The organism is Pseudomonas hamedanensis (assembly GCF_014268595.2).
Lineage (GTDB): Bacteria > Pseudomonadota > Gammaproteobacteria > Pseudomonadales > Pseudomonadaceae > Aquipseudomonas > Aquipseudomonas hamedanensis.
In genome coordinates this window covers 5821093-5841071 of sequence record NZ_CP077091.1, presented here as the reverse complement: position 1 = coordinate 5841071, position 19979 = coordinate 5821093, and the positions used below count along the sequence as shown (strand labels likewise).

At 60.7% G+C, this 19979-nt stretch carries 17 protein-coding genes; 9 read left to right on the top strand and 8 right to left on the bottom strand.

Annotated features, from left to right (window positions below; genetic code table 11):
• From eutC to exaC, 4 genes are all read right to left on the bottom strand, one after another.
• Positions 1-834 carry an ethanolamine ammonia-lyase subunit EutC gene (gene eutC / locus HU739_RS25630; protein WP_407681937.1) on the bottom strand — a complete coding sequence of 278 codons (834 nt, stop codon included), beginning with the start codon at positions 832-834 and terminating at the stop codon, positions 1-3.
• The gene (locus tag HU739_RS25625) at positions 831-2225 is read right to left on the bottom strand and encodes an ethanolamine ammonia-lyase subunit EutB (RefSeq protein ID WP_186546771.1); all 1395 of its coding nucleotides are present in this window, start codon (positions 2223-2225) and stop codon (positions 831-833) included. Before HU739_RS25625 ends, eutC begins: the two co-directional genes overlap by 4 nt.
• 52 nt (positions 2226-2277) lie before the next feature.
• On the bottom strand, positions 2278-3729 hold the full coding sequence (gene eat, locus HU739_RS25620) for an ethanolamine permease (RefSeq protein WP_186546772.1): 1452 nt from the start codon (positions 3727-3729) through the stop codon (positions 2278-2280).
• A 172-nt stretch (positions 3730-3901) separates the two neighbouring features.
• On the bottom strand, positions 3902-5422 hold the full coding sequence (exaC, locus tag HU739_RS25615) for an acetaldehyde dehydrogenase ExaC (RefSeq protein ID WP_186546773.1): 1521 nt from the start codon (positions 5420-5422) through the stop codon (positions 3902-3904).
• A 302-nt stretch (positions 5423-5724) separates the two neighbouring features.
• Here exaC and HU739_RS25610 point away from each other — a divergent pair, with 302 nt between their 5' ends.
• From HU739_RS25610 to HU739_RS25595, 4 genes are all read left to right on the top strand, one after another.
• Complete coding sequence (locus HU739_RS25610; RefSeq protein ID WP_186546774.1) at positions 5725-7635, top strand: sigma-54-dependent Fis family transcriptional regulator; 1911 nt, start codon at positions 5725-5727, stop codon at positions 7633-7635.
• 226 nt (positions 7636-7861) lie between these two features.
• On the top strand, positions 7862-9211 hold the full coding sequence (gene mpl, locus HU739_RS25605; RefSeq protein WP_186546775.1) for a UDP-N-acetylmuramate:L-alanyl-gamma-D-glutamyl-meso-diaminopimelate ligase: 1350 nt from the start codon (positions 7862-7864) through the stop codon (positions 9209-9211).
• The gene (ubiX, locus tag HU739_RS25600) at positions 9208-9855 is read left to right on the top strand and encodes a flavin prenyltransferase UbiX (RefSeq protein ID WP_186546776.1); all 648 of its coding nucleotides are present in this window, start codon (positions 9208-9210) and stop codon (positions 9853-9855) included. The genes mpl and ubiX overlap by 4 nt, the downstream gene beginning before the upstream one ends.
• Positions 9848-10132 (top strand): YceK/YidQ family lipoprotein, encoded by a 285-nt coding sequence (locus HU739_RS25595; RefSeq protein ID WP_186546777.1) that lies wholly within the window; start codon positions 9848-9850, stop codon positions 10130-10132. The genes ubiX and HU739_RS25595 overlap by 8 nt, the downstream gene beginning before the upstream one ends.
• A 128-nt stretch (positions 10133-10260) precedes the next feature.
• Here HU739_RS25595 and HU739_RS25590 read toward each other — a convergent pair whose 3' ends face one another.
• The 3 genes from HU739_RS25590 to HU739_RS25580 form a co-directional block, all read right to left on the bottom strand.
• A complete protein-coding gene (locus HU739_RS25590) occupies positions 10261-10902 on the bottom strand; it encodes an oxidoreductase (RefSeq protein ID WP_186546778.1) in 642 nt (213 codons plus the stop codon).
• 27 nt (positions 10903-10929) lie between these two features.
• Positions 10930-12657: a C13 family peptidase gene (locus HU739_RS25585; protein WP_186546779.1), complete on the bottom strand. Its 1728-nt coding sequence runs from the start codon at positions 12655-12657 to the stop codon at positions 10930-10932.
• A gap of 102 nt (positions 12658-12759) precedes the next feature.
• Positions 12760-13215 carry a MaoC family dehydratase gene (locus HU739_RS25580; protein WP_186546780.1) on the bottom strand — a complete coding sequence of 152 codons (456 nt, stop codon included), beginning with the start codon at positions 13213-13215 and terminating at the stop codon, positions 12760-12762.
• A gap of 192 nt (positions 13216-13407) precedes the next feature.
• Between HU739_RS25580 and HU739_RS25575 the strand changes: the two genes are divergently transcribed.
• The 5 genes from HU739_RS25575 to HU739_RS25555 all read left to right on the top strand — a co-directional run bounded on the left by HU739_RS25575 (position 13408) and on the right by HU739_RS25555 (position 16084).
• Positions 13408-13770, top strand: a complete 363-nt coding sequence (locus tag HU739_RS25575; RefSeq protein ID WP_186546781.1) for a CidA/LrgA family protein — start codon at positions 13408-13410, stop codon at positions 13768-13770.
• On the top strand, positions 13770-14486 hold the full coding sequence (locus HU739_RS25570) for an LrgB family protein (protein ID WP_016773013.1): 717 nt from the start codon (positions 13770-13772) through the stop codon (positions 14484-14486). The genes HU739_RS25575 and HU739_RS25570 overlap by 1 nt, the downstream gene beginning before the upstream one ends.
• Positions 14487-14498: 12 nt before the next feature.
• A complete protein-coding gene (locus HU739_RS25565) occupies positions 14499-15089 on the top strand; it encodes an LON peptidase substrate-binding domain-containing protein (RefSeq protein ID WP_186546782.1) in 591 nt (196 codons plus the stop codon).
• Between the two features lie 113 nt (positions 15090-15202).
• Positions 15203-15433, top strand: a complete 231-nt coding sequence (locus HU739_RS25560; RefSeq protein ID WP_186546783.1) for a hypothetical protein — start codon at positions 15203-15205, stop codon at positions 15431-15433.
• A 78-nt stretch (positions 15434-15511) separates the two neighbouring features.
• Positions 15512-16084, top strand: coding sequence for a hypothetical protein (locus tag HU739_RS25555; protein WP_186546784.1), 573 nt, complete (start codon positions 15512-15514; stop codon positions 16082-16084).
• Positions 16085-16200: 116 nt separating this feature from the next.
• On the opposite strand, the gene HU739_RS25550 is transcribed toward HU739_RS25555, so the two are convergent.
• On the bottom strand, positions 16201-19698 hold the full coding sequence (locus tag HU739_RS25550) for a calcium-binding protein (RefSeq protein ID WP_225922780.1): 3498 nt from the start codon (positions 19696-19698) through the stop codon (positions 16201-16203).
• Between the last annotated feature and the right edge of the window lie 281 nt (positions 19699-19979).

Here is a 19979-nt window from a genome sequence, read left to right as displayed (position 1 = left end):
TCAGGTTGTAGGTGGATCCAGTAGGAAATTTCTTCGCATGTTGACGCCCTCGTCGGCCTCCAGAGTCTGGACCTGTGCTTCGTCCTTCAGATTGACCCCTGACAACTGCCGCCTGCAGGCTTCGCGCATCAGGTACAGCAAGCGATGCGCAGCCATGCCGTAGCTCAAGCCCTCAAGCCTGACGTTGGAAATGCAGTTGCGATAGGCATCGGTCAGCCCGACTTTCGGCGCGTAGGTGAAATACAGCCCGAGGCTGTCCGGCGAACTGAGGCCCGGGCGCTCGCCGATCAGCATCACGACCATTTTCGCGCCGAGCAACTGGCCGATTTCATCGCCCACGGCAACACGGCCCTGTTCGACCAGCACCACCGGCGCGACGGACCAGCCATCGGCGCCCATCTGTTCCTCCAGGCGCGTCAGAAACGGCAAGGTGTGGCGATGCACCGCCAGCGCTGACAGGCCGTCGGCGACGACAATCACCAGATCGACGCCGCCCGGGTGCGCCGTGGCATAGTCGCGCAAGGCCTGCGCTGATTCATCGCTCAGCTTGCGCCCCAGATCCGGTCGTTGCAGGTAACTGTTGCGATCCAGTGCGGCGCTGTGCAGCAGCAGACTGTCACGCCCGCGCTCAGCGAGTTGTGCGCTGATTTCGGCGTGATCAAAGGCCAGATGCACGGCGTCCCGCGCCTGCGCGTGGGCAAACTGAAAGTCCAGTTGCGCCCGTGTCGGCAGGCTGGTGCCGGTGCGGCCCAGGGCAATGCGTGCCGGGGTCAGGCGGCGCAGTTCCAGCCACGGGTTTTGCGGATCGACCGGTGGTTTTTCCATATGACTCATCCCAAGTGCGCCAAGGCCTGACGGAAGGCCGGCGGCAGGTTATTGCCAAAGCGAACCTTGCCGTCCGCCTGGGTGAAGATGCCCATGTTCGCCAGCCATTGCTCGAACTCCGGCGCCGGTTTCAAGCCCAGGGTCTGGCGCGCATAGAGGGCGTCGTGGAACGAGGTGGTCTGGTAATTGAGCATGATGTCGTCGGAGCCGGGGATGCCCATGATGAAATTGATCCCCGCGACGCCGAGCAGCGTCAGCAGAGTGTCCATGTCGTCCTGATCGGCTTCGGCGTGGTTGGTGTAGCAGATGTCGCAACCCATCGGCACGCCGAGCAGCTTTCCGCAAAAGTGATCTTCGAGGCCGGCACGGATGATCTGCTTGCCGTTATAGAGGTATTCCGGGCCGATAAATCCTACGACGGTGTTCACCAGGAACGGCTTGAAATGGCGCGCCACGGCGTAGGCTCTTGTCTCGCAGGTCTGTTGATCGACGCCGTGGTGGGCGTTGGCTGACAGCGCACTGCCCTGGCCGGTTTCGAAATACATCAGGTTCTGCCCGAGGGTGCCGCGCTTCAGGCTGAGGCCGGCGTCGTAGCCTTCCTGCAAGACGTTGAGGTTGATGCCGAAACTGGCGTTGGCCGCTTCGGTGCCGGCAATCGACTGGAACACCAGATCCAGCGGCACCCCACGGTTGATCGCCTCGATCGAGGTGGTGACGTGGGTCAGCACGCAGGCCTGGGTTGGAATGTCGTAGCGCTGGATGATCGCGTCGAGCATCTCCAGCATCGCGCAGATCGAGGCGATGCTGTCGGTGGCCGGGTTGATGCCGATCATCGCATCGCCGTTGCCGTAGAGCAGACCGTCGAGAATGCTCGCGGCAATGCCGGACGGTTCGTCGGTTGGGTGGTTGGGTTGCAGACGGGTCGACAGGCGCCCGCGCAGACCGAGGGTGCCGCGAAATTTCGTGACCACACGGATCTTTTGCGCCATCAGCACCAGATCCTGCACGCGCATGATCTTCGACACGGCGGCGACCATTTCCGGGGTCAGGCCGGGGGCGAGGGCGCGCAGACTGGTTTCATCCGCCGCATCGCTGAGCAGCCAGTCGCGAAAGCCGCCAACGGTGAGATGGCTGACCACGGCGAAGGCCTGCTTGTCGTGGGTGTCGATGATCAGCCGGGTGACTTCATCGGCTTCGTAAGGAATCAGCGCTTCCTGCAGGAAGTGCGTGAGCGGGATGTCCGCCAGCGCCATTTGCGCGGCCACCCGTTCGCCGTCATTGAGCGCGGCGACCTCGGCCAGAAAATCCCCCGAGCGGGCCGGGCTGGCCTTGGCCATGACGTCTTTCAAGCTGTCGAAGCGGTAAGTCTGCGCGCCGACCGTGTGAGCAAAACTGGCCATTCAGCGTTCTCCGTGACGGCGCAGAACGCGTCTGCGCCGTGGTTTTCGACAATCAGTGCAAGGCTTGTTCAGCTTTCTGAATCGCCGCGAATTCTTCTTCCGGCGTGCCCGCTACCAAGTGATGCCGACTGTAGAAAGCAAAGTAAGCAATTAACACTCCATAGATGATCGCCGCGCCGATCACCACCCGTGGATCGACGAGGAAGCCCGCCACCACGGCGATGCACGCCAATACCAGCGCCACACCCGAGGTGAAAATGCCGCCCGGCGTGCGGTACGGCCGGTCCATTTTGGGGCGACGGATGCGCAGGGTGATGTGCGCGGCCATCATCAGCACGTAGGAAATGGTCGCGCCGAACACCGCCACCAGAATCAGCAGGTCGCCCTGACCGGTCAGCGACAGACCGAAACCGATAATGCCCGGGATCACCAGCGCCAGCACCGGCGCTTTGCTTTTGTTGGTCTCGGACAGTTTGCGTGGCAGGTAGCCGGCGCGCGACAGCGCAAAGATCTGCCGTGAATAGGCGTAGATGATCGAGAAGAAACTGGCGATCAGTCCGGCCAGGCCGACCAGGTTGACGAAGCTGCCCATCCAGGTCGAGCCCCCGTAGGCTTTGCTCAGAGCTTCGACCAGCGGGTTGCCGGAGGTCAGCAACGAATTGGCACCTGCGCCGCCGGGGCCAACGATGAGAATCAGCAGGGCGAACATCAGCAGCACCAGCATGGCGCCGATCAGGCCGCGCGGCAGGTCGCGCTTGGGGTTCTTGGTTTCTTCAGCGGCCAGCGGCACGCCTTCGACGGCGAGGAAAAACCAGATCGCATACGGAATCGCCGCCCAAACGCCAACATAGCCGAACGGCAGGAACGGGCTGGCGCCGGCAGCAGCGGTCACCGGGATGTCGAGCAGGTTGGCGACATCAAAGTGCGGCACCATCGCCACCAGAAACACCCCCAGCGCCAGCGCAGCGACGGCGGTAATGATGAACATCAGCTTGAGCGCTTCGCCGACCCCGAAAATATGGATCGCGATGAAGATGATGTAGAACGCCAGATAGATCATCCAGCCGCCGATGCCGAACAACGACTCGCAGTAGGCGCCGATGAACACGGCGATGGCAGCGGGGGCGATGGCGTATTCGATGAGGATCGCGGTGCCGGTTAAAAACCCGCCCCAAGGCCCGAAGGCGCTGCGGGCAAAACCGTAGCCGCCGCCGGCGGTGGGGATCATCGACGACAGTTCGGCCAGAGAAAAACACATGCACAGGTACATGGTCGCCATCAGCAACGTGGCGAGGAACATACCGCCCCAGCCACCTTGGGCGAGGCCGAAGTTCCAGCCGGCGTAATCGCCGGAGATGACATAGGCGACACCGAGGCCCACCAGCAGGACCCAGCCGGCGGCGCCTTTTTTCAGTTCGCGTTGTTGGAAGTAGTCCGTGCCGACTTTTTCGAAGTCGACGGAGGAGCCGGTCGCCGGAGCGCCAGCCGGGGATTCGCTTGGCATAGGGTTCACCATTTTTATTGTTTTATTGGCCCGGCTACAGCCAGGAACCTGATCGTTCCCACGCTCTGCGTGGGAATGTATCAACGGACGCTCCGCGTTCGGCTTTGAAGGGACGCGGAGCGTCCCGGGCTGCATTCCCACGCAGAGCGTGGGAACGATCAGCATCGCAGGATTAGAAGAACCCCAACGGATTGATGTCGTAACTCACCAGCAGATTCTTGGTCTGCTGGTAATGGTCGAGCATCATCTTGTGCGTCTCACGCCCGACGCCGGACTTCTTGTAACCACCGAACGCGGCGTGCGCCGGGTACAGGTGGTAGCAGTTGGTCCATACGCGACCGGCCTTGATCGCCCGGCCCATGCGGTAGGCGCGGTTGATGTCGCGGGTCCACAGGCCGGCGCCGAGGCCGAACTCGGTGTCGTTGGCAATCGCCAGGGCTTCGGCTTCGTCCTTGAAGGTGGTGATGCTCACCACCGGGCCGAAGATTTCTTCCTGGAACACGCGCATTTTGTTGGTGCCCTTGAGCAGGGTTGGCTGGATGTAGTAACCGGTGGCCAGGCTGCCCTCGAGTTTCTCCACCTTGCCGCCAGTCAGCAGCTCGGCGCCTTCGCCCTTGGCGATTTCCAGATACGACAGGATCTTGTCGAATTGCTGCTCCGACGCCTGGGCGCCGACCATGGTCTCGGTGTCCAGCGGGTCGCCACGTTTGATCTGGCTGACTTTCTTCATCACCGCCTGCATGAATTCGTCGTAGATCGATTCCTGCACCAGCGCGCGGGAAGGGCAGGTGCACACTTCGCCCTGGTTGAAGAACGCCAGCACCAGACCTTCGGCGGCTTTTTCGATGAAGCTCGGTTCGGCCTGCATGATGTCTTCAAAGAAAATGTTCGGCGACTTGCCGCCCAGTTCCACGGTAGATGGAATGATGTTTTCCGCCGCGCATTTCATGATGTGCGAGCCGACCGGGGTCGAGCCGGTGAAGGCGATCTTGGCGATGCGCTTGCTGGTCGCCAGTGCTTCGCCGGCTTCTTTGCCGAAACCTTGCACGACATTGAGTACGCCCGGCGGCAGCAGGTCGCCGATCAGTTCCATCAGCACGCAGATGCCCAGCGGGGTTTGCTCGGCGGGCTTGAGTACCACGCAGTTACCGGCGGCCAGCGCCGGAGCGAGTTTCCACGCGGCCATCAGCAGCGGGAAGTTCCACGGGATGATCTGGCCGACCACGCCCAGTGGTTCATGGATGTGATAGGCCACGGTGTTGCCGTCGATTTCCGCAGCGCTGCCTTCCTGAGCGCGCAGGCAACCGGCGAAGTAACGGAAATGGTCGGCTGCCAGCGGGATGTCCGCGTTGAGGGTTTCGCGGATGGCTTTGCCGTTGTCCCAGGTTTCGGTGATCGCCAGCAGTTCGAGGTTTTCTTCGATGCGGTCGGCGATTTTCAGCAGGATCAGCGAGCGCGCCTGCACGGAGGTTGCGCCCCACGCATCGGCGGCAGCGTGGGCGGCGTCCAGGGCCTTGTCGATGTCTTCGGCAGTGGAACGGGGGAATTCGGCGATTGGCTGGCCATTCACTGGCGAGGTATTGGTGAAGTACTGACCTTTGACCGGCGCGACGAACTCGCCGCCGATGTAGTTACCGTACTTGCTCTTGAACGAGACTTTGGCGCCTTCAGTACCGGGGTGGGCGTAACGCATGATGATGTTCTCCTTGGCTTTGTACTTATTAGAGAAACGCGCAAGTGCGCTTGCTATAAGCGTAGAGCAAGGCTCGGGCCACTGCCGTGCAGGTCAGGCAAATCAAGGGCTTGGCGGGTTTCTGTCGGACGAGTGGATTGGCGCTGTGACGGTTTCGGTACAGCGGGCGTGACAATTTGTACCGCTTTCGGCACAGCCCGTGACTGAGTGGTCTTGCCAGCATTGCAATGAGCCGATGGCTGGAGGATGCTGGGCCTCACCTCATGCTTTGGGCCCTAGCGCCTCGGGGAGAACAATAAGAAATGCACGACAACCATTTGAGTCGCCACGCCCGTCAGGTTCTCACTGTCACCCAGGGCAAGCCGCACCCGCACGGCCCCGGTGCCGATCCGTCGATCGCCCGCTCGTGGCTGCGCTGTCTTGAGGACTATCACCTCGATCCTTCGGTGACCATGGCGCCGACCGTGCTCGAACACGGCCGGGTGCTGGAAAGTCGCGAGCGCTTGCAGCAAGTCCTGCAGATCGCCGGTACGGAAATGAGCAGTCTGCATCAACAACTCTCCGGCGCCGGCCACGCGGTGCTGCTGACCGATGCCCGCGGGGTGATCCTCAACTGCGTTACCGCCCCGGCCGAACGGAAGATTTTCGAGCGCGCCGGGCTTTGGCTCGGCGCCGACTGGAGCGAGGCCTGCGAGGGCACCAACGGCATCGGCACCTGCCTGGTCGAGCGCCAGGCGCTGACTATTCATCAAAACGAGCACTTTCGCGGCCGTCACACCGGGCTGACTTGTTCGGCGAGCCCGGTGTTCGATCCGCATGGCGAACTGATGGCGGTACTCGACGTGTCCTCGGCGCGCCCGGACGTCTCGCGCCAGAGCCAGTTCCACACTATGGCGCTGGTCAATCTGTCGGCAAAGATGATTGAAAGCTGTTACTTCCTGCGCTGTTTCGACAATCAATGGTTGCTGCGTTTTCATTTGCAGGCCGAGTCCGTCGGCTTGTTCAGCGAAGGGCTGCTGGCGTTTGACGGCGAAGGGCGGATCAGTGCAGCGAATCAGAGCGCGTTGAACCTGCTCGGGCATGTTCGCGGTGGTTTGCTGGGAAAACCCGTCGAGGCGTTTTTCGATTGTTCGCTGGATGACCTGCTTGGCCGAGCGAGTGCCAATGCCAGCGCCAGTTGGCCGCTGCGCACCCTCGACGGACGCCATCTGTTCGCCGTGTTGCGCGGCGAATCGCGCAAGCCGACGCCGGTTTTCGCCACGCCGATCGCGACGCCTGCGCCACGTCTGTCCGGCATCTGCCTTGGCGACGAGGCATTGCAGGCCGATTTCCGCAAGGCCCTGCGCGTGTTCGAGCGCGACGTGCCGTTGTTGATTAATGGCGAGACCGGCTCTGGCAAGGAAGCGTTCGCCAAGGCTGTGCACCAGGCCAGCCAGCGCTCGACCCATGCCTTCGTCGCCCTCAATTGCGCAGCCATCCCGGAAAGCCTGATCGAGAGCGAACTGTTTGGTTATCGCGGTGGCAGCTTCACCGGTGCGCGCAAGGATGGCATGCGCGGCAAGTTGCAGCAGGCCGACGGCGGCACTTTGTTCCTCGATGAAATCGGTGACATGCCGCTGGCCTTGCAGACCCGTTTGCTGCGCGTGCTGGAGGACCGGCAGGTGGTGCCGATTGGCGGCGAGCCGGAAGCGGTCAACGTGCGGATCATCAGCGCTACCCACCGCAATCTGCTTGAGCGAGTCGCGGACGGCAGCTTCCGCGAGGATTTGTATTACCGGCTCAACGGGCTGGAAGTGGCGTTGCCGGCATTGCGCGAGCGCAGTGACAAGGCGCAGTTGCTGGATTTTCTGTTGGCTGAAGAGGCGGGCGGCGAAACCATCCTGATCGACGAGCCGGCCCGTCAGGCATTGCTGGCGTTCAATTGGCCGGGCAATGTGCGGCAGTTGCGCAATGTGCTGCGCACGCTGGCAGCGTTGTGTGATGGCGGGCGGGTCGGGGTTGAGGATTTGCCGGTGATGATTCGGCAGGCGCGGCCGGCGGTTTTGGCGCAGGAGTCTTGCGCACAGCCGCTGGACGATGCCGAAAGGCTGGCGCTGCTCAATGCACTGGAACAGGCACGCTGGCACATGACGCACACGGCTGAGCAACTGGGCGTGAGCCGAAATACGCTGTATAGAAAGCTGCGCAAACACGGCATCGCCCGCTCTGCCTGATTTCCACCAATCCTGTGGCGAGGGAGCTTGCTCCCGCTGGGCTGCGAAGCGGCCCCAAGACCAGTGCATCCGGTTCAGAAAGATGAACCGCATGTGCTCAATTTACGACTGCTGCGCAGTCGAGCGGGAGCAAGCTCCCTCGCCACAAGGGTCAGGCCGACAAAGCTAAAGAGTGCCATTTCCCCCTCCCTACGCTAACCTGCGGCCATGTTTTACGAGGTCGACTATGCACATTCATATTCTGGGTATCTGCGGGACTTTCATGGGCTCGATGGCGGTGCTGGCCAAAGAGCTGGGCCATCACGTGACCGGCTCCGACGCCAACGTCTATCCGCCAATGAGCACGCAGCTCGAGGCCCAGGGCATTCAGCTGACGCAGGGTTATGACCCGGCGCAGCTCGATCCGGCGCCGGATCTGGTAGTAATCGGCAACGCTATGTCCCGTGGCAACCCGGCGGTCGAATACGTCCTGAACAAGGGCCTGCCGTACGTCTCCGGCCCACAGTGGCTGGCCGATCATGTGCTGCAAGGTCGTTGGGTGCTGGCAGTCGCCGGTACCCACGGCAAGACCACCACCAGCAGCATGCTCGCCTGGGTACTGGAGCACGCAGGCATGAGCCCGGGTTTCCTGATCGGTGGTGTACCGCAGAATTTCTCGGTGTCGGCGCGTCTGGGCGGCACGCCGTTCTTCGTGATCGAAGCTGACGAATACGACAGTGCCTTCTTCGACAAGCGTTCGAAATTCGTCCATTACCGCCCGCGCACTGCGATCCTCAATAACCTTGAATTCGATCATGCGGACATCTTCCCCGATTTGCCGGCGATCGAGCGGCAGTTCCATCATTTGGTGCGCACTATTCCAAGCGAAGGACTGGTCATTCATCCGACCACTGAGCCGGCTTTGCAGCGCGTGATCGAAATGGGCTGCTGGACCCCGGTGCAGACCACCGGTGCTGGCGGTCAGTGGCAGGTCAAATTGCTTAGTGAAGACGGCTCGGCGTTCGAAGTGCTGTTCGAAGGTGTGTCGCAAGGCACCGTCGAGTGGGAGTTGACCGGTCAGCACAACGTCGCCAACGCCTTGGCTGCTCTGGCCGCCGCGCGGCATGTCGGCGTGGTGCCGTCGATGGGCATCGCCGGATTGAGCGCGTTCAAGAACGTCAAGCGGCGTATGGAGAAAGTCGCCGAAGTGCGCGGCATAACAATCTACGACGACTTCGCCCACCACCCGACCGCCATCGCCACTACCCTCGACGGCCTGCGCAAACGTATTGGCGATGCGCCGCTGATCGCGATCATCGAACCGCGCTCCAACTCGATGAAGCTCGGCGCGCACCGTGACGGCTTGCCGGACAGCGTGGCCGATGCCGATCAGGTGATCTGGTATGCCCCGGCCAACCTGGGCTGGGACCTGGCGGCGACCGCGGCGTTGTGCACCGTGCCGTCGATTGTCAGCGATTCGCTGGAGGGCATCATCGAGCGCGTGAAGAGCCAGGCACAACCCGGCACCCACGTGGTGATCATGAGCAACGGCGGCTTCGGCGGCCTGCACGGCAAGCTCGCCGAGGCGCTGCAATGAACACGTTCTCGCAGCACGGCGGCCCGGAGCGCATCACGCTGGCGATGACCGGCGCGTCCGGCGCCCAGTACGGCCTGCGCCTGCTCGATTGCCTGGTGCGTGAGGATCGCGAGGTGCATTTCCTGATCTCCAAGGCCGCGCAGTTGGTGATGGCCACGGAGACCGATGTTTCCTTGCCGGCCAAGCCGCAAATGATGCAGGCCTTTCTGACCGAATACACCGGCGCCGCCGCCGGGCAGATTCGTGTGTACGGCAAGGAAGACTGGATGTCGCCAGTCGCTTCCGGTTCCGGTGCACCGGCAGCGATGGTGGTGGTGCCGTGTTCGACCGGCACGCTGTCGGCGATTGCCACGGGGGCCTGCAACAACCTGATCGAACGCGCGGCGGACGTCACGTTGAAAGAGCGCCGCCAGTTGATTCTGGTGCCGCGCGAGGCGCCGTATTCGAGCATTCATCTGGAGCACATGCTCAAGCTGTCGAACCTGGGCGTGACGATTCTGCCGGCGTCGCCGGGCTTCTATCACCAGCCGCAGACCATCGACGACCTGATCGATTTTGTCGTCGCGCGGATTCTTAACCTGCTCGGCATCCCGCAGGACATGCTGCCGCGCTGGGGCGAGCATCATCTGAGCAGCGATGAATAAGCTGCTGGTGATTGTTCTGGCGGCGCTGCTGACTGGCTGTGCCACGGCGCGCACGCTCGATGCGGCTAAACCGGGCGCACCGGTGGTGTACGCCGGGACGCGGCTGGATTTGTACGCGTTGAATGGCGGCTGCTGCGCGATGGAGCGGTTTGGTGCTGAGGCGCCGAGCTATCCGGGCGTGGACCTGCCGGCCAGTGCGTTGCTCGATACGCTGTTGTTGCCGTTGTCGTTGCTTACCGTGATTGGCGTAGGTTTCCAGGCGACCGGCGGATTGTAGGGGAGCGCACAACCTCTGTGGCGAGGGGATTTATCCCCGTTGGGGTGCGAAGCGCCCCCCAAATTTTAAAAGCGACGACTGCTGCGCAGCCGAACGGGGATAAATCCCCTCACCACAAAGTCCCGGAGTTATTTGCCTAACTTGCGCAACTCATCCGACTCAATCACCCGCACCCCATCCTGCTCCTCCAGCGCCAACCGCCACATCGCCCGCGCCAACTGGCACGCTTCGATGCCGCGGTACTTGCCCGGAATCAGTTTCGACAACGGCCCGGCCAATTGCTCGGCCAGACGCGGTTCCGTACGCTCGCCCAATAATAGCGAAGGCCGGCAAATGGTCAGTTGCGGCCAGTCCTGCGCACGCAAGGCCTGTTCCATTTCACCTTTGACCCGGTTGTAAAACACCGAGGATTTCGGATCGGCGCCAATCGCACTGATCACGATCAGATGCCGCGCGCCCATCTCCCTCGCGCGTTTGGCGAATGCCACGACCATGTCCAGATCTACTGCGCGAAAGGCAGCTTCGGAACCGGCCTGCTTGATCGTGGTGCCGAGGCAGCAGTACGCGATATCGACGCGTCCGGCGAGCTGCGGCAGAAAAGCCTGCGGATCGCCGACCGGGTTTTCCAGATGCGGATGCTCGGCCAGTGGTCGACGGGAAGGGGCGAGGACGCGGGTGATCGTGGGCTCGTTGAGCAAGCGGTCGAGTAGATGTTCACCGGTCAATCCGGTGGCTCCGGCAAGCAATACATGCTGAGGCGTCAAGTACATAAGGTCTCTCCCTTGATACTGTTCAGCTTAGTTGCCTTTTGTCGGCGCGTCGTTCAACGCCGCACTTTGCAGTGCTTTGCGCGCTTGCTGTTTGCGCAGCAACTGCCAATGCGACAGCACGGTCTTCGGCGCCCAGATTTGCGGCTCCGACGCTTCGAAACCGTCCGCCAGTTCACGCTCGGCGACCGTGGCCCTGGCCAGTTTGAAGGCTTGCTCCAGATCATCGGTCTGGTTCAGCGCCTGGGCAAACAGCGCGTCGCCGAAATAAGTGAAGTTGGCCTCTTCCGAACAGCCGAAGGACACCCGATCGGCGCGCGAGGCGGTCATGATCAGGGTGCGCTGGTCTTTTAGCGCCGGGATGAAACCGCCGGAATAGCACGATGAAATGACGATGACCTTGTCGCGGTTTTTCAACGGTGCGAGCACGGCCGCGAGTTCGTCGGCGGGCAGGTCGGCCAGCTCCATTCGCGGCTGGTCCAGTACCAGTTCATGTTCGGCGGTGCCGTGGCTGGTCAGGTAAATGAACAACAAGTCTTCCGGACCGCTGCGTTCGGCGAGGGTCAGCGCAGCGCGGCGCAGGTTTTCGCGGGTGGCCATGGGGCGGTCGCCGAGATGGTCGCGGTGGTTGACCAGACGAATCTGGCCGAAAGCGCCGAAACGCGTGTTGAGCATGTTGGCGACGTAATCTGATTCGCGCAGGAACACGCTTTGCTTGCCGTCGCCGCCCAGAGTCAGGGTGTACAACTCGACCGTTGGAGTCGAAGCGGGAATCGCCGCCAGGGCGTCATCGAGCAGGCGCCCTTGGGCGATCAGGCCGAGTTCAAGAGTATCGGGCAGTAACTTGCCGTCGGCATCGCGCACCCGCTGGCCGTTGATCCAACTGCCGCTGAGCACGCTGCCATCGGTCAGCACCAGGGTGCCGCGTCCGGAATAGCTGTCGTTGTCAAAGCCGCCGATGTAAAAACTGCCGTCGGACAGGTTCAGGCGACCCTGGCCGCTGAAGCGCCAGTCAACGAAGCTGCCGATGTAATGGCTGCCGTCGGCGCCGATCAGTTCGCCCTTGCCGGTCAATGCGCCTTCCTTGAACTGGCCGATCCAGACATCGCCATCGGCGTTTTCGTAGCGGCCCTTGCCGTGTAATTGATTGTTCTTGAAACCGCCGACATAGATGTCGCCGTCGGCGCTGTTATAGGTGCCGTTGCCTTCCAGCTGACCGTTGACGAAATGGCCGCTGAACGAATTGCCGCTGGCATCGCCGCGCTGGCCTTCGCCGTTGGGTTTGCCATGGGCGAACTGGCCTTGATAGGAGCTGCCGTCGTCCATTTCCAGACGACCGAGTCCGGAATACTGATCCGCCTTGAACTCGCCGCGATAGGTCATGCCGTTTTCTTTCAACGTGCCTTCGCCGTCGCGCCGCCCCTGCTTGAAGCCGCCGGTGTAACTGCTGGCGCTGGTGGTCAGGCTGCCCTGGCCGTCGAACAGACCTAGCTGAAACTGGCCGCGATAAACCTCGCCGTTGCTGCCATGCCATTCGCCTTGCCCGTGCCACTGGCCCTGGTCGAACTGCCCGGCGTACCAGCTGCCATTGGGATAGTCGACACGGCCCTGGCCTTGCAGCAAGCCATTGACCAGCTCACCGCGATAGCGTCCGCCGTCCGGCAGGCGCGCATCTGGCGGCAACAGCGATTCGCCGTCGCCGCAAGCGGTGAGCATCAGGGTCAGGGCAAGGGGTGCAAGACGAGCGAGTGAGCGCATAGCGGGATCCGGGCAATTAGGCGACCGAGTATGCCGCAGCTATGCGTCGCATATATAGAGACGTGACGCGAAACAGCGTGTGCTGCTTCGCATACGGAACGATCAGACGAAACAGAGCGACAACGGCTCGGCGATATAGGCCGGTTTGTCCGAGCCCTCTATCTCCAGTGTTGCGGTAGCCTTGAGCAACCACTGGCCGGGTTTTTTCTCGGTCACTTCGACCATGTCGACCTTCAATCGGACTTTCGAATCGACTTTGACCGGCTGGATGAAACGCACGCTGTCCAGGCCATAGTTGACGACCATTTTCACGCCTTCCGGCAGAACGAGGATGTCCTCCATCAATTTGGGCATCAGCGACAGCGACAGGAAACCATGGGCAATGGTGCTGCCAAACGGGGTTTGCGCGGCTTTGACCGGGTCGACATGAATGAACTGATAATCACCGGTGGCTTCGGCGAACAGGTTGATGCGTTCCTGGTCGATGGTGAGCCATTCGGAACGTCCGAGTTCCTTGCCGACATAATCTTTGAGCTCTGCAACGGGAACATAGGGCATTGAGACTCTCCTTGGGTTCATCGGTTTTATAGTTTTTCAGGGGCGGATTTGACCGGCCTGCGAACCACTGTAGATCATCATGGCGATTTGCTCAGGTCAACCGACCATGCTTTTGGCGAATGCCGGTCCATAGCGCAGGCATGCTTATAATGCGGGCGATTTGCGGGTTGGAAAGTCAGACGGAGATGTCAGATGTTGTTACGTGGCCTGACCATGCTGGTGCTGTTTCAGTTGCTCGGCACGGCGCTCAATCACTTGCTGCTGCCGATACTGCCGGGGCCGATCATCGGTCTGCTGTTGCTGCTGGTGTTTCTGATCATTCGCGGTGAAGTCGGCGAGCCGCTGAATCAGGCGGCGGGTAGCCTGCTGCGTTATCTGCCGTTGCTGCTGGTACCGCCAGCGGTGGGTGTCATGGTGTATGCCGGGGCAATTGCTGCAGACTTTTGGGCGATTGTCGGCGCACTGGTGGTCTCGCTGATCCTGTCGATGGCCTTTGCCGGCGTGCTGATGCAGCGTCTGATCAAGCGTCACGCGCCGCCGGCGGAGGAGTCCTGATGCTCTTTGACTGGCAAGGTGCCTGGGCTTCGGTCATTCACCATCCGTTGTTCGGCATCGGCATCACGCTGGGTGCCTATCAGCTTGTGCTGGCGGCATTCGAGAAAACCCGCTGGATCTTTCTGCAACCGGTGCTGGTCTCCATGTTGTTGGTGATCGGTGTGCTGGTCGGATGCGGTCTGACCTACGCCGAGTACCGCAAGAGCACCGAAATCCTCAGCATTTTGCTGGGCCCGGCCACGGTGGCGCTGGCAGTGCCGCTGTATTTGAATCTGCGACGCATCCGCCAATTGTTCTGGCCGATTTTTACTACGCTGGTGATAGGCGGGGTGGTGGCGACAGGCATGGGCGTGGCGCTGGGCTGGTGGTTCGGTGCCGATCACATGATCTTGATGACCATGGCGCCAAAATCGGTGACGTCGCCGATTGCCATGCTGGTGGCCGAGCAGATCGGCGGCGTCGCGGCGCTGGCGGCAGTGTTCGTGCTGATCACCGGGGTTATTGGCGCGATCTTCGGCCCGGCGCTGCTGACGCGCCTCGGCGTGCACAGCCCCGAGGCGCGCGGCATGGCACTGGGCATGACCGCCCACGCCGTCGGCACGGCGGTGGCGATGCAGGAAAACGATGAGTGCGGCGCCTTTGCCGCGCTGGCGATGAGTCTGATGGGCGTGGCCACGGCGGTGTTCCTGCCGTTGGCGGTGTCGATGGTGGTGTAAGGAAAAATGTCTATGAGTCTGCCGCTTTTCCCGCTGAACACAGTGCTGTTTCCCGGCTGCAACCTTGACTTGCAGATTTTCGAGGCGCGCTACCTCGACATGATTGGCCGCTGCATGAAGCAGGGCGTTGGCTTCGGTGTGGTGTGCATTCTTGAAGGCAGCGAAGTCGGTGCGGCGCCGGAAGGTTTTGCCATGGTGGGTTGCGAAGCGCGGATCATCGATTTCCAGCAGCAGGACAACGGCTTGCTCGGTATCCGTGTACAGGGCGGGCGGCGCTTCAAGGTATTGCGCAGCGAAGTGCAGCGCGACCAATTGATTCAGGCTGACATCGAGTGGTTCGACGATGAACCCGAACAACCGTTGCAAGACGAAGACGCCGATCTGGTGGCCCTGCTCAAGGCGCTGGCCGAACACCCGATGGTCGAAGCGCTGGACATGGGCACCGAGGCGTCGGGGCAGCAGTCGCTAGCCAACCAGTTGGCCTACCTGCTGCCGTTTGCCGAAGAAGACAAGATCGACTTGTTGCAACTGGATAATCCGCAGCAACGTCTGGATGCGATTCAGGCATTGCTCGATGAGTTGCAAGGTGAGTTGTTTGCTTAGTTGCACTTTGAATTAGCTGGCCGTATCTGCCAGCATTGTTTTGATTTTGCCTTTGTCTTAATTTCAAGTTGCCGACAGGAGTCGGCGACCTGATTAATAACAAGGAAGAAATCATGACTGTTTATGAAGATGAGTGGGGGTTCTGGGACGATATCGCCGGCAAGTATATTTTCAAACATGCCGGTAGCGATCATAACGTCGACCATGTCATTGAGGCGGCTGCTACTTATGCCGACGCCATGGTGCTTGCGCGCCGTCAGCGCAAGGCCGCGAAAATTCCAGCCAACGATATACCGCGAGTGACAGCGACGGCTGCATCGTTGTCGGCAGTCGTTGTGGCTTGAAGCAGTATTTTTTCAATCTATCAGACTGTTGTTCGAAAAGAACGAATGGCAGTGCTGCAATCGTCAGGTGGTTGTTCCATGGACAAAAATAATAATGGTAGTTTTACCGCGAACTTGTACGTCAACGGTTTGCCCGTCGTACTCAATCAGCAACGCTTGAAACTGAAATTGCGCGACCCGCGAATCACCCGGCGCGTACAGCTGGAGGCGGAAACGGGACTGGCCGACAAGCGCGCGAGCCGCCTTATCACGCTCGCCGACCATGAAGATGACAAGCCTCTGCTATTTACCTTTACTGCGCAGGGCGACAGTTACGCCATCACCGTTTCTCTGCGGGGGATTTACGATCAGGCGCGTTTGGTTATCGAACCGGGCACGCATGATTTACTGGTCAGCACGACCGAGCGCAGCGAATTTTTTTCCATCAGCAAGATGGGGGTGTTGCGGGCAACCCTGATTGACTTCGAGACGGGGCCGGCCTACATCGATCTGGCGACCGAGTCGAATCAAATACCGTTGTACAAGACTGTGATTAACGGGATGAGCGTCTTTAAAAACGTCGATCCCAACCTGACGGGTCATACCGCGTTCAATAACAAACCGGTTATCTTCGTGATGAAGATCATCGATAAATTGCCACTGTCCGCTTGATCTGGAACGCCATGCATTGTTTCGATGCATGGCGTTTTTTTATAGGCGCACTATCGCTCTGCGGCTGACCCTCGTCGGCGCCGGGTGGCCGTCTGCTCCACGCCGGCGCACGGGCCTCAGGCCTTGTTGACGGCGCCGAGGGTCAGTTCTTGCGGATTGATCTGCACATTTGGATCGGTATCGATACTCCACTGACTTTTTGCGGGCTGATACACCAGGGTGCCGACGTCTCCCGGCTTGAAGCCGATGTGCGTTACATACACGGTTGGCGCCAGTTCGCTCCGCGTCTGATGGGCGTGGATGTCGGCCAGCAGCGCGTCGATGCTGGCATAGCCACGCGCATCGATCAGATACAGCACGACCACTTCGAACAACAGTGACACTTCATAAATGTTGCCGGCTGAAGTCACTACGCTGAGAGTGTCGACAGGCACGTCGTCATCGATGTCTGGCAATTCGATTGAGGCGCTGCCGACTTGCAGCCGGGTTGAAATCAGCTGAATGTCATCACGGCGTATCGTTTCGCTCATGCTGGCCGTGTACAGGTTCCAGGTGGAAGCGTCGGCTGTTTTCGCCAGCGCGCCGGGCGTCGACAGGCGAATGATGCAGTTACTGACCAAGTGAATGTCATAGGTCGAACTCTGGCCCTTGAGGACATAAATGCCGTTGTGTGCCTTGGCATCGATCTCGACTTTGTTGGGCTTGGCGGAGAGCAAAATGCTTTCCGTCACCTGGGGGCTGGAAAACACGTAGTTGCCCTGCCGGAGCTTGAGGCAGTCTTTGGCGTTGCGCACTTTGGTGCCTGGCGTTTCAGCGTCGTCGAAATAATCGGGATAGAAGCCCTGCAACCGATACGACACGCCGTCCTGCATGAGCAGCACAATGTCCTGGGCCAGATAAGGGGTGTTGACCTTGAGACTGTTCCGGCCGGTGTAGCCTGTGGAATGCCTTGCGGTCTGAATCAGGCCTTTGAAGATCACAAGTTTGGACGGCAGCAGAACCGACAGGTTGATGTGGCTGTAATACAAATGGCTGTTGCCTGACACCCCTTCACGCTTGTCCACGTCATACGTGGCGATCACATCGACGATGTCTTCGGCTTTGAAGTCGATAAAAACCACCTGCGAAGTGCTGGGCGTTTCGCGGGTCGCAATGAACTCAACCCGGCGCCCAATGCGCGAAACGAAGTGCCGGTGTGCACTTTTTTCACTGATCGAGACGGGGCCCTCATTGACGATCGCGGGGGCGGCCAGCGGTTTGCCCACGGCACTGATCAGCATTTCTATGGCGTGATTGCCGGGCTCGTTGAGCAGCGCTGGCAAAAGTGGCACCAGTTGGTACTGATCCTCGGTCTTGAACGACAACTTGCTGTGCCGCAGTTCGCGCGTGCCGTCGACTTGTCGGTAGACGTTTTTTATCGTCAATGTCTGTGGCGGATCCTCGCCGTCGATACCGCGCAACGAGTGGACGACCAGGGACGTGCCGATGATCTGCCAGCGCTGGATGCGTTCCATGGGCCAGCCCAATTCGATCACGCTCGGCTGTTCGCCGTCCTCAATGATGGTCGCGTAGGCGGACGTTGGCGCGATGTAGTAGCGGTCATCGCCCGGGCCGCCATCCACTGAGCAGTTTTCCCCGCGTATGATGATCGTGTCGTCGCCTCCGCCAGCGACGATGTGATCGTTGCCGTTGGCGACAATCCGGTTGGCATCGTCGGTGGCGGTGACGTGGCTGGTGCCGCTGCGTAAGGTCGAGATGTTTTCGATGGAATCGAGCTGCGCAATCTCGATCGGATCGACGCCGAGCGTGTTGCTGCGCAGCAGCACTTTGCCGGTCTGTAAGTTGACGTCGTGACCGACATGACGGGTCGGTGCAACCGGGCGTGTGCCTTCGAAAGCCAGGGTGTCCGAGCCGGCGCCGCCCTTGAGCGTGCTGGCTGGGGCAGAGGTTTTTTCCTGATTGAGCTCGCCCTCGGTGACTTGATCGTAGAACCCGTCATCAAGGTCGCCGCCCTCAAGAGTCTTGGCGCCTTCGCGATAGCTGAACAGATTGACCTTTTTACGGACCCCTTCGACCTTGTCGTTGCCGTCACCCAGGCGCCAGAGCACGCCTTTGTCGCCGGGAACGCCGTGAACGACGCCTGGCAGGTTGGCGGGCACCCCGTCCCGGGCGCTGATGGCGTCGTCGTTCTCCACCAGGACCGGTTCGCTCTCAAGCTTGAACGGCTGGTTGGTGCCGGCTTTCCACTGGTGAGCCCAGACTTTCACCGGTCTGAGTTCGACGCTGAAGCTGCCATCGACGACCTGTTCCACAAAGTCTTTGTAAGCGCCCTCGATCAGCGTCTTGGCGGATGCCTGCAGTTGCTTGCGATGCTCACTGAAGGCCTTGGACACCCGGAAGCGATCCAACACTTCCTTGTCCAGTTCCTGCCCGGTGAAGGCGAACCAGCCGGAGCGCAGCCGTTCGTGGGTGGTCAGCTCGATGTAGTCATCGATGTCATCCACCACCCGGGCGGCCTGGTAGATCATCGAACCGGTGATGAGTATGGCGGCCGCGGCGAGGCCGATGGGGCCGGCCGTGCTGCCGAACCCGGCGAGCGCCGCCACGCCGAGTATCAGGCTGATGCCCGCGCCCGTGACGCTCAAGGCACCGCTGACGTAATGGTCCTGGGCCTGCTTGCCGCTGCTTGCCGCGGCGGCATTGAACGATTTGACGGCATCGGTGATGTCGAAGGGCAAGGTGATCGCGCTGGCAAACAGCCCGGCGCCACGGCTGAGAACTTTGCCGGCCGAGGTCAGCGGAAAGCGACGGAAGGCCGTCGAGCCATTTCTGAGCATCGCCTGACCGGTCTTGGTCAGGCCCTGTTCGATGATCAGTGAACCGAATTCTGCGGCGACCGACGTTCCCTGATACGCCGCCTCCAGCGATTCACCTTTCTTGATCGCATCGATCATGCCCATGTAGCCGCTGTAGATGCCGAAGGCTTGCAACCCGACACCTGTGCCGCTCATCAAATAGCTTTTGCTCTTGCTGACCCAGCCGGGGGTGTTTTCGAAAGAATCGACGCGATGAATGTCCAGTTTCTGCGCAGCCTTGCCGAGCTGATTGAGGCGCTGCATCGCGCTGCCGTCGGCGAGCACGGTGGGGCTGACGAACAGCGGCGGGGCATCGGTCGAGCGTTTGCAGGCGATTTCATAGAACAGCGTGGCGATAACACTGCCGTCGGGATTGTCGACGGACTTCAAGCGCGCTTCGACACTGGCCGAATCGAAGTTGAGCGCGTCGAGAAACGGTTGATCTGGCGTCTGCATCCCAGCGTTCGCCGGGCTGATGGCGACGCCGTCCACGGTCGCTCCCAGCGCACTGAGCTCGACTCGCGTGACTTCGATCTCGCCGATGCGCAGAGGCCCGTGCTGCTTGTCGAGGGCTTTGAGGGTAGTCGCCAAAGCGCCGGCGGTGCCGGAGGCCGGGGCTGACTCCGGGGGCGGTGTGCTTGCCAGGGTGCTGGATCTGTCGGCGCCGGGAGCATGGATATTGGTCAAGGCCGAGAGCGGCGTTACGTGGACGGAGCGAATGTTTACGGAGTCGATGGGCGGGGCAATAAGTTTGGCCATGTGTTCTTCCTTGAGTAATAAGCGCGAGAGCGCTCCGGTGTCCTTACCGGTAGTTATTAACGTTTTGAATATATTTGTTGAATCTTGTTGCGCAACTTAGTAGTCAGCTAGGTGCGCAGATGCATCGACGCGATTCAATGTAATTGAATTGGCGACGTTTAAAGAATGATCTTTTCAGACTTTTGATTGTAAATGTAACGCGCGCTTATTGTTGATCTTTAAAGTAAGAGGCAGTTGTAACTGGCGTACGGACAGTGACAAGACGAGGGCAACAGCTATAG

Coding starts and splice junctions, on each gene's coding strand:
- eutC (WP_407681937.1), bottom strand. CDS start 834: ATGAGTCATATGGAAAAACCACCGGTCGATCCGCAAAACCCGTGGCTG.
- HU739_RS25625 (WP_186546771.1), bottom strand. CDS start 2,225: ATGGCCAGTTTTGCTCACACGGTCGGCGCGCAGACTTACCGCTTCGAC.
- eat (WP_186546772.1), bottom strand. CDS start 3,729: ATGCCAAGCGAATCCCCGGCTGGCGCTCCGGCGACCGGCTCCTCCGTC.
- exaC (WP_186546773.1), bottom strand. CDS start 5,422: ATGCGTTACGCCCACCCCGGTACTGAAGGCGCCAAAGTCTCGTTCAAG.
- HU739_RS25610 (WP_186546774.1), top strand. CDS start 5,725: ATGCACGACAACCATTTGAGTCGCCACGCCCGTCAGGTTCTCACTGTC.
- mpl (WP_186546775.1), top strand. CDS start 7,862: ATGCACATTCATATTCTGGGTATCTGCGGGACTTTCATGGGCTCGATG.
- ubiX (WP_186546776.1), top strand. CDS start 9,208: ATGAACACGTTCTCGCAGCACGGCGGCCCGGAGCGCATCACGCTGGCG.
- HU739_RS25595 (WP_186546777.1), top strand. CDS start 9,848: ATGAATAAGCTGCTGGTGATTGTTCTGGCGGCGCTGCTGACTGGCTGT.
- HU739_RS25590 (WP_186546778.1), bottom strand. CDS start 10,902: ATGTACTTGACGCCTCAGCATGTATTGCTTGCCGGAGCCACCGGATTG.
- HU739_RS25585 (WP_186546779.1), bottom strand. CDS start 12,657: ATGCGCTCACTCGCTCGTCTTGCACCCCTTGCCCTGACCCTGATGCTC.
- HU739_RS25580 (WP_186546780.1), bottom strand. CDS start 13,215: ATGCCCTATGTTCCCGTTGCAGAGCTCAAAGATTATGTCGGCAAGGAA.
- HU739_RS25575 (WP_186546781.1), top strand. CDS start 13,408: ATGTTGTTACGTGGCCTGACCATGCTGGTGCTGTTTCAGTTGCTCGGC.
- HU739_RS25570 (WP_016773013.1), top strand. CDS start 13,770: ATGCTCTTTGACTGGCAAGGTGCCTGGGCTTCGGTCATTCACCATCCG.
- HU739_RS25565 (WP_186546782.1), top strand. CDS start 14,499: ATGAGTCTGCCGCTTTTCCCGCTGAACACAGTGCTGTTTCCCGGCTGC.
- HU739_RS25560 (WP_186546783.1), top strand. CDS start 15,203: ATGACTGTTTATGAAGATGAGTGGGGGTTCTGGGACGATATCGCCGGC.
- HU739_RS25555 (WP_186546784.1), top strand. CDS start 15,512: ATGGACAAAAATAATAATGGTAGTTTTACCGCGAACTTGTACGTCAAC.
- HU739_RS25550 (WP_225922780.1), bottom strand. CDS start 19,698: ATGGCCAAACTTATTGCCCCGCCCATCGACTCCGTAAACATTCGCTCC.